This window comes from Cupriavidus sp. LA-1 (assembly GCF_055385985.1).
Genome location: NZ_AP031387.1, coordinates 3122508 through 3136573 on the forward strand (window position 1 = coordinate 3122508; position 14066 = coordinate 3136573).

Consider the following 14066-nt stretch of genomic DNA (forward strand, 5'->3'; position numbering starts at 1 on the left):
CGCCAACCGGCGTTACCGCACCTGCACGCACGCTACGCTGCCGCCGCTCGCCTGGGCGGCAGCGCGCCGTTCCGTTGCATGGCCCGCGCCGAGCATGCGCAGCATGCGGCGCGATGCATGCACGCCTCGGCAGAGCGTCGGTTGCAGGCGCGCAGCCCTCAAGGTGTGCGCGGCGGCCCTGGCCGCTGGCCGTTCCATGCATGCGCCATCTGCGCGCCGCCGTGCTCCCGCACCCCCTGGCATTGACGTGTCATACCAGCGTCCCCTCACCGTGGTTCCGCTGTCCTGTAGTACCGAGTACCTGTTCCCGAAAAAGGAGATTGTCATGCAAGCCCTGACCACCATGTTCCAGCAATTCATGCGCGACGAAGAGGGGGTAACGGCCATTGAATATGGCCTGATTGCCGCCCTCATTGCAATCGTCATTATTGCGTCGCTCCAGATCGTCGGCACGCAACTGAACCTCACGTTCAGCAAGATTGGCAGCGCGCTTACGGCCGCCAACTAGTCGGCGCGCCCGCATGGCTGTCCACGACAGCCCAGCCATGCGGGCCGCACTACGCTCAACGCAGCACTTTGGTTACTGGGGACGCGAGATGCAAAAACTCCTCACCGTCATTACGGATCTATTGCACGACGACGCGGGCGTCTCGTCCATCGAGTACGCGTTGCTCGGCATGCTGATCGCAGTAGCCATTGTCGCCACCGTCACCTCGGTCGGCAATAGCGTGAAGTCCATGTACGAGTTAATTGCCTCCAAGATGCCCTGATGCGTCTGACCAACGGATTCGCCGCCATCCAAACTTACCGACCTGTCACCATGGAATCCGCAACTCTCGCGACCTTAGTCGGCCCCATCACGATCGGCATCGTGTCGACCGCCGCGGCCATTGACCTGGACCAGCGTCGCATTCCGAACTGGCTGACTGTCGGCGCATGGGGCGTGGCCCTGCCCATGCAGGTTGCCATCCACGGCATCGCCGCAGGGTCGCTCGCATGGCTCTATGGCTGGATGACTGGCCTGGCGATATTCCTGCCCTTCTACCTGCTGCGCGGCATGGCCGCGGGCGACGTCAAGCTGATGGCAGCCGTGGGCGCCTGGCTTGGCGCAGGCATGGTGCCGAAGATCGCGCTTGCAACCTGCCTGATCGGCGGTGTCTGGGCGCTGGCACAGCTTCTGATCACAGGACAGATGCGCGCGACGCTGTCGAGAGTCGGCCACATGCTGCTGAACACGGCCATTCAGCATGGCGCGGGGCCCGTGCAACCCGAAGCCAAGGCATCCGCCGGCTCCATACCCTACGGCGTTGCCATCGCCGCAGGCACGCTGGCCATGCTCTTTGCCAGCACGTGAAGCAGCCAAGACAATCGCGCCTGCAGCGGCGGGCGCGCTGAAGTGAATTCGCAGACCAGAAAACGGGGAACGGCAATGAACGAGCATCACGATACAGGTCATGCCCCACGGCTCCTCGAGCCCGTCGCGACCAGCAGAAGTGCCCATGTCGAACATGGCACACTGCCGCCGCCACCCTGGCACGTGCTGCCGCGCACCATCGCCGACACCGGCCTGGAGACCGCGCAACTGCTTGGCCTGTTGATGAAGGCCGCCTACCAGCACCGCACCGTGACGCTGGCGGTGCTGACTGAAACGCTCAAGCTGCCCGCTACGGTGGTCAATGAGATCGCCTCCGTGGCGGTGCGCGAGCGACTGCTGGAGATCGCGCACCGGGGCGCCAGCGACCTGGATGTGCGCTTCCGCCTTACCGATGCCGGCTATGCGCGCGCGGCCGAATCTTCCGCGCGCTGCAGCTACACCGGCGCCGCACCGGTCACGCTGGATGCCTACCTCGATGCCGTCAAGCGCCACTCGGTCAACCATGCGTCGGTGACCAAGGCAGACGTCACCGCGGCCTTCCACGACCTGGTGATCCCGGTCTACCTGCTGGACGCGATCGGCATGGCACTCAATACCTGCCGCGCGCTCATGATCTATGGCCCGGCTGGCAGCGGCAAGACCTACCTGGCGCAGCGCCTGGGCACGCTGTTGCCCGGTGCGGTGCCGGTGCCGCATGCCATCACCGTGGCCGGAGAGATCGTCCAGGTCTTCGACCCGCTTGTGCATGTTCCCTTCGACGACAACGAAGCATCGCTGGCGCGCCGCTCGCTCGACCGCCGCTGGGTCCTGTGCCATCGCCCGGTGGTGCTGTCAGGCGGAGAACTGACGCTGTCCATGCTGGACCTGCGCTATGACCGCACATCCGGCTTCTACCAGGCGCCCCCGCATATGAAGGCCAACAATGGCATCTATATCGTCGACGACCTGGGCCGTCAGATGGTGGGCGTCTCCGAACTGCTGAACCGCTGGATCGTGCCGCTGGATCGCGGCATCGACATGTTCACGCTGCAGACCGGTGTTCGCTTCGCGGTGCCCTTCGACGTGTGGCCAGTGTTCTCCACCAACCTTGAACCGTCGGCACTCGAGGACGACGCCTTCCTGCGCCGCCTTGGCAGCAAGCTATACGTAGGCCCGCTTTCCGTCGACGATTATCGCGAGGTCTACCAGCGCACGGCGGCGGAGTTCGGGCTGGCCAGTTCGGATGCGATGTTCGGCTTCCTGGTGGAAAGCCTGCATTACGCCAGCGATACGCCGCTGCTCGCCTGCATCCCGCGCGACCTGCTGCGTCTTGTGGACTCCGGCGTGCGCTATCACGGGCATGCGCCGCACGTCACCGAGTCAGCCCTGCTGTCTGCCTGGCAGAGCTACTACGGACTGCGCACCTCGGCCGACGCCATCCCGGCGACCGGCTCCATGCATCAGTGGTCCGACGACCACCGTGCTGCAAGTTGAATCGCACCATCGAACACACGGACAACCGTAGGGGAGAGTCATCATGAAAAACACACGTGCAATCCTGATGCTGCTGATTGCCCTCGTCGCCGGCGTGGCGGCGGTGGTGTCGGCGTCGCGATGGCTGGTCCAGCAGTCGTCCAGCTCGGTGAAGCAGGTGGTCGTTGCCGCCAACGACCTCAACCTCGGCCAGCCGCTCAACGGCAGCCAGCTGCGCATGGTCAGCTGGCCGACAGGCAGCGTGCCACCCGGCGCGTTCGAAGACATGAAGGCGCTGGAGGGCCGCGTGGTCCGCACCAGCCTCCTGCGCGGCGAGCCCGTCCTCGACGCCAAGCTGGCGCCGGTAGGCACCAAGGGCGGCCTGTCCGCGGTGATCAATGACGGCAAGCGTGCCATTACCGTGCGCGTCAATGACGTGGTTGGCGTGGCCGGCTTCGCGCTGCCGGGCAACTACGTCGACGTGATCGTCAATACCAATGACGAAGCCAAGAGTACGCAGAACGGCAGCATCTCGAAGATCGTGCTCGAGAAGATCCTGGTGCTGGCAGTGGCGCAGCAGGTCAGCCGCGACGACACCCAGCCCAAGGTGGTCAATGCGGTGACGCTGGAAGTCACCCCTGAGCAGGCCGAGAAGCTGGACGTGGCCCGCAGCGTCGGCACGCTGTCGCTGGTGCTGCGCAACCAGATGGATGTGGCCGACATCAATACCGGCGGCGCCACCAAGGGCACGCTGCTGGGCAAGACGCCCGAGGTACCGGCCAAGGTAGTGACCAAAACCGAGACGCGCACCATCGTCAAGACTCGCACGGTGGCGGCTGCGCCCGCTCGTGGCAACTGCATCGGCGTGCTCGCCGGCATGCAGGGCGGTCTCGAATGTTTCTGAACACGCGTGACATGGCATTCAACGAATTCTGAGCTGCAACACAGCTTCTCCGGGGGGAGATCAAAATGAACCAGAAACGATCCGAAGCCACAGGCGGCGCCCGCATCCTGGTGCTGGCCGCCATCCTCTGCACGCCGCTGGCCGCCGCCGCGCAGACCGCCGTCGAGGCGGGCAACCTGACCAAGGCGACCGCGCCGGCTGCCGCCAAGGCGCCTCAGGGCCCGATGCAGATGACCATCAGCATGACGCCCGCGGGGATGGCGCCGGTCGCGTCCGCTCCGCCGGTGACGTCCGCGGAGGCACGCGGCCCGAACTGCACCGGGGCGATCCGGAGTGAGTCCAGCGTGATGGTAGCGGTCGGAAAATCGCAGTTGATCTCGCTGCATGAGCCGGTGCGCAACCGCACCCTGGGCAACCCCAACGTCGTGCAGGCCACCATGGTGTCGCCGCAGACGCTCTACGTGCTGGGCCGTGCGGTGGGCACCACCAACATGATCGTGCAGGGTCGCAGCGGCACCTGCAGCATCATCAACGTGGTGGTCAATGCCGATGCGGGCGGCCTGCAGACCTCGCTCGCGCAACTGCTGCCCGGCGAGCCTGGCATCCGCGTCATGACCGCCGCCGACAATCTGGTGCTCACCGGCAGCGTCACCAACGCACAGGCCGCGCTACAGGCCATGGACATCGCCCAGGCCTATGCCAACGCGGCGCAGGGTACGGCGCAGGGTGGCGACGCCAGCAAGAAGGGCAATGTGCTCAACATGCTGTCGGTAGATACACCGCAACAGGTCATGCTGGAAGTGAAAGTGGCGGAGGTCTCCAAGACGCTGCTGAACCAGCTCGGCTCCGCCGTGAATCTGCAGGGCGGCTTCGGTTCCTGGAGCGGCGGGCTGATGACGTCGCTGCTGACCGGCGCCTCGGCGGCAATCTTCGGCAACAAGGCCAACCACCGGCCTTTCAATGTCTCCATCGACGCGCAGAAGAACGACAGCCTGGTCAAGATCCTGGCCGAGCCGAACCTGGTCACGATCAGCGGCCAGGAAGCCAGCTTCCTCGCCGGCGGCAAGATCTATATCCCGGTGGCACAGGCCAATGTGCTGAACGGTGCCGGCACGGTCACGCTGCAGGAGGAAGAGTTCGGCGTGGGGCTGAAGTTCACGCCCACGGTGCTGGCCAACGGCCGCATTCACCTGAAGGTAGCGCCGGAAGTGTCCGAGCTGTCGCCCACCGGCGCCACCGTAAGCGGTAGCTCCCTGACAGGCCAGACCGTATTGCCGGTGATCACTACCCGCCGCGCCTCCACCACCGTGCAGATGCGCGATGGCGAAAGCTTCGCCATCGGCGGCCTGCTGACCGACAGCGCACGCGGCTCGCTCAAGGCGCTGCCGGGTGCCGGCGAAGTGCCGGTGCTGGGCACGCTGTTCCGCAGCACGCAGTACCAGCAGGACCTGACCGAACTGGTGTTCATCATCACACCGCGCCTCGTCAAGCCGATGCAGACCAGCAACTACCCGCTGCCGACCGACAGCTTCTCCACGCCCAATCCGCTGTCGCTGTACTTCATGGGCAATATGGAAGGCGACGGCAAGCGTCCTCAGCAGCCCATGCCGGCGCCGTCGCAGCCCGCCGCCCCCGCCGCGGCGCCTGCCTCGCCGCCACCGGCACCGCGCAGCGAAAGCACGCCCGGCACCTCGGTCTCGGCCATGCCCACGGGCAAGCCGCTGGATGAGCCCGCGCCGGCCGCACGCGAGCCCGCGGTTGTAGCCAGCGCGCCCCCGGCTCTGCCGGCCCCGTCGCCCGACCTCGGCACGGCGGCTGCGCCGCCGGCCGACGACACCGCCGCGCGCATCGCCCGCATCGAGGCTACCGCCGCCCGCCTGGCCCAGGCCAGGGCAGCAGGCACGGCCGGCCGCAATGCCCCGGACGGCAACTGAGCCGCCGCGCCACCAGCAGAATCGGAGAACGACCATGAACAAGACACTGAAGCTTTCGCGCGGCGCCGCCGCCCTGATGCTGGGCAGCCTGGCCTGCCTGGGGCTGTCGGCCTGCATGACCTCGACCCCGGTGTGGGACAGCCAGCGCGGGGTGGCGCTGGCCACCGTTACGCAACTGCAGATCATCAATCCGGACGCGCCTGCCGGACTGCCCACGGTCACCGGTACGGATGGCAAGACGGCGGTGGCGGCAATGAGAAACCTTGACCGTTCGCTGATCCGGATGCAGACCGGCACCGGCACAGGGGGCGGCTTCAACATCGACTTCGGCGCTGGTGGCTACGGGGGCGTTGGCATGGGCGGCGGCAGCTCGCGCTGAGACCGCCGGGGGTGACGCCGGCACATCCAACCCGGGAATGCGGAAGAGAATTTGTGAGGACACCATGCTGAAGATCCTGATCGCATCCGAAGACGCCGATCGCCTGGTCGAGATCAACCGCCTCAGCGCCGTGGTCGGCAACTTCCAGACCATGTCGCTGCAGGAGGGCCTGGCGCGCTTTCCATTCCACGCCAGCCGGCTGCGCATGGCCGATCTGCTGATCCTGGAACTGCCAGCGATCAATGCCTCGCAGATGCAGGCCATCGAGACGCTGCGCCAGCAGCACCCTGAGCTGCCCTGCATCCTGGTTACCCAGGCACCGGGTTCCGAGGTGCTGATCAAGGCAATGCGTGCGGGCATCCGCGACGTGCTGTCGTGGCCGCTGGACAAGGGACAACTGGCCGAGGCGCTGAAGCGCGTGGAAGCCTCCCACGTGCCGCGCGTGCATGAGGCCGGCCAGGTGATCTCGATGATCTCGTGCAAGGGTGGCGCGGGCACCAGCTTCGTGGCGGCCAACCTGGGCGATGCGCTGGCCCGGCACCTTGGCAAGCGCGTGCTGGTGGTGGACCTGAACCGCCATTTCGGCGACCTGACCTATATCGTCAGCGACAAGACGCCGCCTTCGACGCTGCCGGATATCTGCAACCAGATCGACCGCATGGACGGTGCCTTCCTGGAGGCCTGCCTGGTGCATGTGGGCAACGGCTTCGACGTGCTTGCGGGCGCGGCCGATCCGGTCAAGGCCAGCCAGATCCAGAAGGACAAGCTGGAATGGATCCTGTCCGTGGTGCAGCCGGCCTATGACTTTGTCATTTTCGACCTGGGCCAGAGCGTCGACCCTCTGTCGATCGGCGTGCTGGATCACAGCGACCGCATCTGCGTGGTGACCGAGGCCGCGATTGCGTTCGGACGCCCGGGCCGCCGCCTGCTCGATATCCTGCGCGCGCTGCACTACCCCGCCGACAAGATCCGGCTGGTGCTGAACCGCGCCGGCCGCAAGAACGAGATGCCGCGAGCGACGATGGAAGAGATCTTCGGCATGAAGGTCGCCTTTGCCCTGCCCGACGATTCCGCCGCCGTGGACGAGGCCGTCAGCCACGGCGAGCCCGTCGCCAAGCTGAGCCGGCGCAGCGCCATGGCGCGCGCCCTGCAGGCCATGGCCACGCAGCTGTGCGCAGCCCCGGAGGCCGAGCGGCGCAGCCAGGCCGAAGCCGTATCCCCGCTACGCCGGCTGATGTTGCGCGCGCGGAGCACCTGATTGTGATGACGATGGTCGGCCCGGTGCCGGCCCACACAAGCCAATAACGAGGAGTCCATCATGTCCATCCGCGAACAGCTGGCCAGTGCCGGGTCCGCCTTCACTGCAAACGGCCATGCCGCGATCCACTTCGCGACGTCGGCGGCCTCCGTAGCGGGCGGCTATCACCAACTCAAGCGGGACGTGCACGAAACCGTACTGGACCGCGTGGAACTCGAGCGGCTGGCGCTCTATCCGCAGGAGCAGGTGCGGCAGGAGATCGCTTCGCTGGTCAACCTGATCATCGACGAGCAGAAGGTGCTGCTCAACGACAACGAGCGGCGCCAGCTGACGGTGGAGATCTACGACGAGATGTTCGGCTTCGGCCCGCTCGAGCCGCTGCTGAAGGATCCCACCGTATCGGACATCCTGGTCAACACGGCGCGCCAGACCTATGTGGAGCGGCGCGGCAAGCTGGAGCTGACCGACGTGGTGTTCTACGACGACGCCCACCTGATGAAGGTGATCGAGAAGATCGTCTCGCGCGTCGGGCGCCGCATCGACGAGACCAGCCCGATGGTCGACGCACGCCTGCCCGACGGCTCGCGCGTCAACGCGATCATCCCGCCTTCGGCCATCGACGGTCCGCTGCTGTCGATCCGGCGCTTTGCCGTGAATCCCCTGCAGGTATCCGACCTGGTGAGCCTGCGCAGCCTGACGCCGCAGATGGCGCAGCTGCTGCAGGCGTTGTCGCAGGCCAAGATCAACGTGCTGGTGTCGGGCGGCACCGGCAGCGGCAAGACCACGCTGCTGAACATCCTGTCGGGCTTTATCCCGGAAGACGAACGCGTGGTCACCATTGAAGACGCGGCCGAACTGCAGTTGCGCCAGCCCCATGTGCTGCGGCTGGAAACGCGCCCGCCAAATATCGAAGGCAAGGGCGAGATCACGCAGCGTGCACTGGTGCGCAACGCCCTGCGGATGCGCCCGGATCGCATCATCCTGGGCGAAGTGCGCGGCGGCGAGGCGCTGGACATGCTCAACGCCATGAACACCGGCCACGAAGGCTCACTGACCACCATCCACGCCAACACGCCGCGTGATGCGCTGACGCGCCTGGAGAACATGGTCAGCATGGCCGGCCTGACCATGCCGGCCAAGGCCATGCGCCAGCAGATCGCGTCAGCCATCACCGTGATCGTGCAAGCGGCTCGCATGACCGACGGTCGGCGCAAGATCGTCAGCATCCAGGAAATCACTGGCATGGAAGGCGACATCATCAACATGCAGGAGATCTTCACCTTCCAGCGCACCGGGGTGGACAAGGACGGAACGGTGCGCGGCAACTTCCGGGCTACGGGGGTGTATCCCAAGTTTGCCGAGCGGCTGCGCGTGTTCGGCGTGGGTCTGCCGGACGAGACCTATGACCCGGCAAAGCGCTACGAAGTCTGACTCGCCTGAACCGAGAGAACCAAGAACGACCCCGGGGAGATACACATGAGCACGATCTTCTACGCCTTCGGCATCCTGCTGTTCGTTGCCGTGGTGCTCTGCGTCGAGGGCATCTACCTGTGGTGGAACAACGCCCACGGCCCGGCGGCCAAGCGTATCGAAGCGCGGCTGCGAGCCCTGTCGGCGGGCGGCCATGTCGGCGCAGAGCAGTTGTCGATCCTGAAGAAGCGCCTGCTGTCCGGCTCGCCGCGCATGCAGAAGTGGCTGATGAGCATGCCGCGCGTGGGCGCACTTGACCGCTGGCTGGAGCAATCCGGAAGTACCTGGTCAGTGGCACAGCTGCTGGGATACTGTGCCATGGTGGCGCTCTGCACGGTCGCATTGATTCCGCTGTTGCCAATTCCGGTACCACTGGTGCTGGCCGGCGCGGCATTGGCCGCCGTGCTGCCGGTGCTCCACGTCATGGGCCTGCGCGTCAAGCGGCTCAAGCAGATGGAAGCGCAATTGCCCGATGCTGTCGACATGATCAGCCGGGCCTTGCGTGCCGGCCACTCGTTCAGCGGCGCGCTCAGCATGGTCGGACAGGAAATGAAGGCACCGCTCGGGCCCGAGTTCCGCACCACCTTCGAAGAGATCAACTACGGCGTGGCGCTGGACGAGGCCATGACCAACCTGGCCATGCGGGTTCCGGTAGGCGACCTGCGCTACTTTGTCATCGCGGTGCTGATCCAGCGCGAAAGCGGCGGCAACCTGGCGGAGATCCTTGACACCATCGCCACGATGGTACGCGAGCGGCTGAAGCTGTTCGACAAGATCCGCGTGCTGTCAGCGGAAGGCAAGATGTCTGCGTGGGTGCTCGGTCTGCTGCCGTTCGGCACCGCGGGGATGATCATGGTGGTCAATCCCGGCTTCATGAAGGTGCTGTGGGAAGACCCGATCGGGTTGCGGATGATCGGCGCCGCATTGGTGTCGATGGCTCTCGGCGTGCTGTGGATGCGCAAGATCATCCGGATCCGGGTCTGAAGGCGCAGCGCGCGGTACCACTACATGCAGTGCTCGAGGCAGCAGGGCTTGGGCAGCCATCCTGACGGGAGACCATCATGCAAGGCATTATCCAGGGGTTTCAGGCCGACCAGCTTGTCGTGCTCGCGCTGATCTTCGTGGCGGCATTCGGCACGGTGCTCGGTGTGCTCTACGTGTTCTCGCCCAACCGCTTGCGCGGCCGGGCGGAGCAGATCGCGGGCCAGGCGGGTTCGCTCGGAACCGACGCCGGCCGGCAGCATGCGCTGATCGAGAAACTGGTGCAATGGGCCCAGCCCGTGTCGCGCTTGTCCCTGCCCAAGGAAGGCTGGGAAGGCTCGCAGCTGCGCGTGCGCTTCATGAACGCCGGCTGGCGCGGCGCCAGTGCCGCGCCGCTGTATTTCGCGGCCAAGACCGTGCTGGCCATTGCGCTGCCGATGATCGGACTGCTGGCAACTGCCGGACAGCCCGAGCTGCAGGAACGGAGCATCATGTTCGCGTTGCTGGCGCTGCTCGGCGCGATCGGGTATTACCTGCCCAACGTTGTGCTGGCACGCAAGGTCTCGCTGCGACAGCGCACGGTGTTTGAAGAGTTCCCGGACGTGATCGACCTGCTGACCGTCTGCGTGGAAGCCGGCCTCGGGCTCGATGCCGCGCTGATGCGAGTGGCCGACGAGCTGGCGCTGCGCTGCCCGGTGCTTGCCGACGAACTTCAACTGATGCTGCTGGAACTTCGGTCGGGATTCTCCAAGGAGAAAGCGCTGACCAACCTGGCGCTGCGCACCGGTGTGGAAGACGTGGACAAGTTTGCCTCCATGCTGGTCCAGGCGGATCGCTTCGGCACCAGTCTGGGCGAGTCCCTGCGCGTGCTGTCCGACATGCTGCGCACCAAGCGCCGCATGCGCGCCGAGGAACAGGCCGCCAAGATTGCGCTGAAGCTGCTGTTCCCGCTGATCTTCACCATCTTCCCGTCGCTGCTCCTGGTGCTGCTCGGGCCCGCCTTCATCCAGATCTATCGCGTCCTGCTGCCGACCATGACCGGACAGGGCGGTTGATACTCACGGGAAACCGCGAACGTTTCCCCCGGCTGTCTCCCGGTGCAATGCCGGCAAGACAGTCACTTGCCCGGACTGGTTCCGGGCCTTTTTGCTTGCGGTTTTCCTGCCGGACGCCCTGGGACTTGACCTGACCGGCCGCCTCTTTAAGAATGCAGGCAGTCCGCCTGCCGCCGCGGCGGCCCATGCAGCGAGCCGCGCTCGCGTTCGGAGTCCCCATGAAGCTTCGCATCCTGAGCGACCTCCACATCGAACACAACCTGCCGCAGTCCGTACCCGCCTGCGATGCCGACATCGTGGTGCTGGCCGGCGATATCGCCAACGGGCGCGACGGCATCGACTGGGCTGCCCGCACGTTCAGCCAGCCGGTAGTCTACGTGCCCGGCAACCACGAGTACTACGAAGGCAACTTCGACGCCGTGGACCGGCTGATGGCCGACGCCGCCGCGGCGCATGCGGGGATACATCTGCTCAACGGCTCGGTGGCCGAGTTCGACGGCGAGCGCGGCCGCGTGCGCATCATCGGCACGACCTGGTGGACGGACTACACACTGTTCGGTGCCGACCGGCGCGAGGAAGCGATGCAGGCCTGCGCGGCAGTGATGCTGGACCACCGGCTGATCGAGCTCGGCGGCGACGACGGCCGGCTGCGCCATTTCACGCCCCAGGATGCGCTGGCGCGTCACACGGCGGCGTCCGGCTGGCTGGCAGCGCAACTGTCGCAACCTTACGCAGGCAAGACCGTGGTGGTCACCCACCACGGGCCGGACCTGGGCAGCCTGGACCCGCGCTATGCGCATGACCTGGTCTCGGGTGGCTTCCTGTCGCGCCGGCCAGACCTGGTGGCTCAGGCAGACCTGTGGATCCACGGTCACACCCACACCAGCTTCGACTACTGCCTCGACGATTCGCGCGTGGTCTGCAACCCACGCGGCTATGTCAGCCGCCGCACCGGCGCGCTGGAGAACCAGCGCTTCGACTGGTGCTGCGTGGTGGACATCTGATGGCGGCGCTGGCAGCAAAACGCCCCCGCCGGCTCGCGCCGGCGGGGGCGTCCCTGGCCCGCGTCCTAAGTGCCGCAGACAGTGCTGCTCCCCGCATCCTGCCCCATGATTTCCCGCGGAAGGTAAGTCAGGAAACCGGGTACAGCCAGGTTGTTAAAGCCGACCCAGGACGCCGGAGATACCGGGGAAATAGCCAATCCTGCCACGCTGACGGAGACCCCCGTGCAGGACGTGCTGTCGCAACTGGCACTGATTCCGTTGGAGTCGTACCAGTTGACAGCAACGTTGCTGGCCTGGATGGTTGGCAGAATCTGTTGCATACGGCTGAGCACTGACGACGATCCCCGGCCGCAGACTACCGCCTGCCTCGCTCCCCACCGGGTGGCTTCCGCGACGGCATTCCAGGTGTACAGCACCCGCCCGAACTCAAGTATGCCAAGCAGCAAGGAAAAGAAGAGCACCGCCACAAGGGCGAACTCAACCGCTGCCATACCTCTTTCGCGCCTATTCATAAGCCTGCCTCATCGTCGCTGAGATATCGCTGAAGGGAATCGAGGTAAGAGAAGCGTTGCCACCGGCATAGAAGCGGGTAAATCCAAGCAGGTCCAGGATCGGCGTAAACGTATAGCCGGAGATTCGGACCGTTACCGTGTTGATGGCGGGATTGCTGCCCTGGCCCATATTCGACGTGCATGCCGGATTGGCCGCATCACAGATGCTCACCATGGCGGTGGTCAGGCCCGGCACCAGTGTCGGCTGGTTGGCGCTGGCTACCGGCGTACCGTACACCGCCAGCTGTTGCGCCGTGGCGTGTGCGGCCGCGCTGCCCGCGGCCTGCGTACTCAGGTAGCGCGTCGCGTCACGAACCGATTTCGCCAGCGTGTTGTATGTGTAGATGGCCCGGCCGAATTCCGTGACTGCAAAGCAGATCGCCAGCAGCAAGGAGATGGTGATGCCGAGCTCGACGAGCGCCACGCCTTTTTGTCGCTTCTTCATCGATTTCCCCTACTCAACAAGGGCCGGAATCATGGGGCCGAAATTCCCGCCGGCGAGACCATTCGTCGTGCACGGGCTGCTGATCGATGCGGCATTGCCCAGATATTCGAACTGGACCGATACGGTAGGCCCGCTGATCGGCTGGAGCATGAGCATGCAAGCGAAATCCAGGACTTTCGAGGCGGTCGAGACGACCGGCACGATCACCAGGCGGCGGCTCATCCCCAGTTTTGCAAAATCTCCGGTACTACCTGGTGCCGCCAGGGTACTGTAGCCGCCCTTCATATTCAGACCGGTGATCGTATCGCCGACCTTGACATCGGTGCTGGTGTCCGCATAGCTCGCGTATGCGAGCCGCTTCGCCTTGAAATTGACCGCTGTGGGATCGGTCCCGCCTGACGAACCGGAATATGCCTGCTTGCCGCTCGGCCAGTTCGTACTCGTATACGCGTAACCCGTAAAGTCCGGCCGCAAGAGCGTCATGTCGCCGTTGTTCTTGTAGATGCCAAAGCGGCTGTTCCACTGGTCGTCCACCGCGACCTTGGCGCCGGGGGTTCCAACCGTATCGTTGACCTTGGAGTTGCAGTATCCGATGGCCATTTCGTTCTTTGTCTCGTTGGCGTTCTTGGATCCATCAAGATTGAACCAGCCCATCTCCCCAGGGGTCGGCGACTTCGTGCCGTCATAAAGCACGGTTACCCAGTCACCAGCCGTGAAGCCATAATCGGGCGAGCTGGTTGCCGGTTTGGGAATCAGGCCGACCGGAATCGGGCAAGTGCTCTGAGCATGGGTCCGGGTCGCAACACCGACTGCGGCGACGCTGGTGCTGGTTGGACCTCCGACCATCTGGATCAGATAGGCCGCAATCCCCGAGGTGGCATGACTGCATTTTGCATAGCGCGCCTTCGCCACCGGCGCAAAGGTCGAACTATAGGAGCCGCCAAGCGTATCGCTGAAGGTGACGTCTGTATCGACGATGGCCGCGGAGGTCTTCTGGTACTGCACCTTGTTGGCGTTCCCGGCAGTCAGTCCGGCATTCGTACCCCTTGTCAGGGCATCCGTCGCACCATCGAGTTCCTGCGCCGCCGCCAGCGCGCAGCTATCGACGGCGGACTGTAGCTCCGTCTTCGCGACAAACATCGCGCCGAGGTCGATGACCAGTCCGGCCATGCCGAGCAACACGGCCAGGATCAGTCCCACAATCGGCAGAATGACCCCCTTAGCCTTCTTTTTGCTATACCTGGACATAAGCTTCGCC

15 protein-coding genes are annotated in these 14066 nt (G+C 65.2%); 12 read left to right on the top strand and 3 right to left on the bottom strand.

Going from position 1 to position 14066, the window contains the following annotated elements; genetic code table 11:
• Nucleotides 1–325 precede the first annotated feature (325 nt).
• The 12 genes from ACZ5MJ_RS14595 to ACZ5MJ_RS14650 all read left to right on the top strand — a co-directional run bounded on the left by ACZ5MJ_RS14595 (nt 326) and on the right by ACZ5MJ_RS14650 (nt 11812).
• Nucleotides 326–508 (top strand): Flp family type IVb pilin, encoded by a 183-nt coding sequence (locus tag ACZ5MJ_RS14595; RefSeq protein ID WP_464220234.1) that lies wholly within the window; start codon nt 326–328, stop codon nt 506–508.
• A gap of 13 nt (nt 509–521) precedes the next feature.
• Nucleotides 522–770 carry a Flp family type IVb pilin gene (locus ACZ5MJ_RS14600; protein ID WP_464220236.1) on the top strand — a complete coding sequence of 83 codons (249 nt, stop codon included), beginning with the start codon at nt 522–524 and terminating at the stop codon, nt 768–770.
• Between the two features lie 50 nt (nt 771–820).
• A complete protein-coding gene (locus tag ACZ5MJ_RS14605; protein WP_464223729.1) occupies nt 821–1354 on the top strand; it encodes an A24 family peptidase in 534 nt (177 codons plus the stop codon).
• Between the two features lie 75 nt (nt 1355–1429).
• A complete protein-coding gene (locus ACZ5MJ_RS14610) occupies nt 1430–2848 on the top strand; it encodes an ATP-binding protein (RefSeq protein WP_464220238.1) in 1419 nt (472 codons plus the stop codon).
• A gap of 43 nt (nt 2849–2891) precedes the next feature.
• A complete protein-coding gene (gene cpaB, locus ACZ5MJ_RS14615) occupies nt 2892–3731 on the top strand; it encodes a Flp pilus assembly protein CpaB (RefSeq protein ID WP_464220239.1) in 840 nt (279 codons plus the stop codon).
• 65 nt (nt 3732–3796) lie between these two features.
• Nucleotides 3797–5665, top strand: a complete 1869-nt coding sequence (locus tag ACZ5MJ_RS14620) for a type II and III secretion system protein family protein (RefSeq protein ID WP_464220241.1) — start codon at nt 3797–3799, stop codon at nt 5663–5665.
• A gap of 34 nt (nt 5666–5699) precedes the next feature.
• Entirely contained in the window at nt 5700–6044 is a 345-nt protein-coding gene (locus ACZ5MJ_RS14625) for a hypothetical protein (protein ID WP_464220243.1), read from the top strand.
• Between the two features lie 64 nt (nt 6045–6108).
• Entirely contained in the window at nt 6109–7302 is a 1194-nt protein-coding gene (locus ACZ5MJ_RS14630; RefSeq protein ID WP_464220245.1) for an AAA family ATPase, read from the top strand.
• A gap of 60 nt (nt 7303–7362) precedes the next feature.
• Nucleotides 7363–8733 carry a CpaF family protein gene (locus ACZ5MJ_RS14635; protein ID WP_464220247.1) on the top strand — a complete coding sequence of 457 codons (1371 nt, stop codon included), beginning with the start codon at nt 7363–7365 and terminating at the stop codon, nt 8731–8733.
• A 45-nt stretch (nt 8734–8778) separates the two neighbouring features.
• A complete protein-coding gene (locus ACZ5MJ_RS14640) occupies nt 8779–9756 on the top strand; it encodes a type II secretion system F family protein (RefSeq protein WP_464220249.1) in 978 nt (325 codons plus the stop codon).
• A 77-nt stretch (nt 9757–9833) separates the two neighbouring features.
• Nucleotides 9834–10808: a type II secretion system F family protein gene (locus ACZ5MJ_RS14645; protein ID WP_464220251.1), complete on the top strand. Its 975-nt coding sequence runs from the start codon at nt 9834–9836 to the stop codon at nt 10806–10808.
• A 218-nt stretch (nt 10809–11026) separates the two neighbouring features.
• Entirely contained in the window at nt 11027–11812 is a 786-nt protein-coding gene (locus tag ACZ5MJ_RS14650; RefSeq protein WP_464220253.1) for a metallophosphoesterase, read from the top strand.
• 65 nt (nt 11813–11877) lie between these two features.
• Here ACZ5MJ_RS14650 and ACZ5MJ_RS14655 read toward each other — a convergent pair whose 3' ends face one another.
• The 3 genes from ACZ5MJ_RS14655 to ACZ5MJ_RS14665 are packed head-to-tail and all read right to left on the bottom strand — an operon-like array spanning nt 11878 to nt 14056.
• On the bottom strand, nt 11878–12324 hold the full coding sequence (locus ACZ5MJ_RS14655) for a TadE/TadG family type IV pilus assembly protein (protein WP_464220256.1): 447 nt from the start codon (nt 12322–12324) through the stop codon (nt 11878–11880).
• Nucleotides 12317–12808, bottom strand: a complete 492-nt coding sequence (locus ACZ5MJ_RS14660; RefSeq protein WP_464220258.1) for a TadE/TadG family type IV pilus assembly protein — start codon at nt 12806–12808, stop codon at nt 12317–12319. Before ACZ5MJ_RS14660 ends, ACZ5MJ_RS14655 begins: the two co-directional genes overlap by 8 nt.
• Before the next feature lie 9 nt (nt 12809–12817).
• On the bottom strand, nt 12818–14056 hold the full coding sequence (locus tag ACZ5MJ_RS14665; protein ID WP_464220260.1) for a Tad domain-containing protein: 1239 nt from the start codon (nt 14054–14056) through the stop codon (nt 12818–12820).
• Nucleotides 14057–14066 lie beyond the last annotated feature (10 nt).

Bases quoted from the DNA above. Each gene is read 5' to 3' on its own strand.
- ACZ5MJ_RS14630 (WP_464220245.1), top strand. From the start codon at position 6,109: ATGCTGAAGATCCTGATCGCATCCGAAGACGCCGATCGCCTGGTCGAG.
- ACZ5MJ_RS14650 (WP_464220253.1), top strand. From the start codon at position 11,027: ATGAAGCTTCGCATCCTGAGCGACCTCCACATCGAACACAACCTGCCG.
- ACZ5MJ_RS14610 (WP_464220238.1), top strand. From the start codon at position 1,430: ATGAACGAGCATCACGATACAGGTCATGCCCCACGGCTCCTCGAGCCC.
- ACZ5MJ_RS14635 (WP_464220247.1), top strand. From the start codon at position 7,363: ATGTCCATCCGCGAACAGCTGGCCAGTGCCGGGTCCGCCTTCACTGCA.
- ACZ5MJ_RS14595 (WP_464220234.1), top strand. From the start codon at position 326: ATGCAAGCCCTGACCACCATGTTCCAGCAATTCATGCGCGACGAAGAG.
- ACZ5MJ_RS14600 (WP_464220236.1), top strand. From the start codon at position 522: ATGGCTGTCCACGACAGCCCAGCCATGCGGGCCGCACTACGCTCAACG.
- ACZ5MJ_RS14605 (WP_464223729.1), top strand. From the start codon at position 821: ATGGAATCCGCAACTCTCGCGACCTTAGTCGGCCCCATCACGATCGGC.
- ACZ5MJ_RS14655 (WP_464220256.1), bottom strand. From the start codon at position 12,324: ATGAATAGGCGCGAAAGAGGTATGGCAGCGGTTGAGTTCGCCCTTGTG.
- ACZ5MJ_RS14660 (WP_464220258.1), bottom strand. From the start codon at position 12,808: ATGAAGAAGCGACAAAAAGGCGTGGCGCTCGTCGAGCTCGGCATCACC.
- ACZ5MJ_RS14620 (WP_464220241.1), top strand. From the start codon at position 3,797: ATGAACCAGAAACGATCCGAAGCCACAGGCGGCGCCCGCATCCTGGTG.
- cpaB (WP_464220239.1), top strand. From the start codon at position 2,892: ATGAAAAACACACGTGCAATCCTGATGCTGCTGATTGCCCTCGTCGCC.
- ACZ5MJ_RS14645 (WP_464220251.1), top strand. From the start codon at position 9,834: ATGCAAGGCATTATCCAGGGGTTTCAGGCCGACCAGCTTGTCGTGCTC.
- ACZ5MJ_RS14640 (WP_464220249.1), top strand. From the start codon at position 8,779: ATGAGCACGATCTTCTACGCCTTCGGCATCCTGCTGTTCGTTGCCGTG.
- ACZ5MJ_RS14625 (WP_464220243.1), top strand. From the start codon at position 5,700: ATGAACAAGACACTGAAGCTTTCGCGCGGCGCCGCCGCCCTGATGCTG.
- ACZ5MJ_RS14665 (WP_464220260.1), bottom strand. From the start codon at position 14,056: ATGTCCAGGTATAGCAAAAAGAAGGCTAAGGGGGTCATTCTGCCGATT.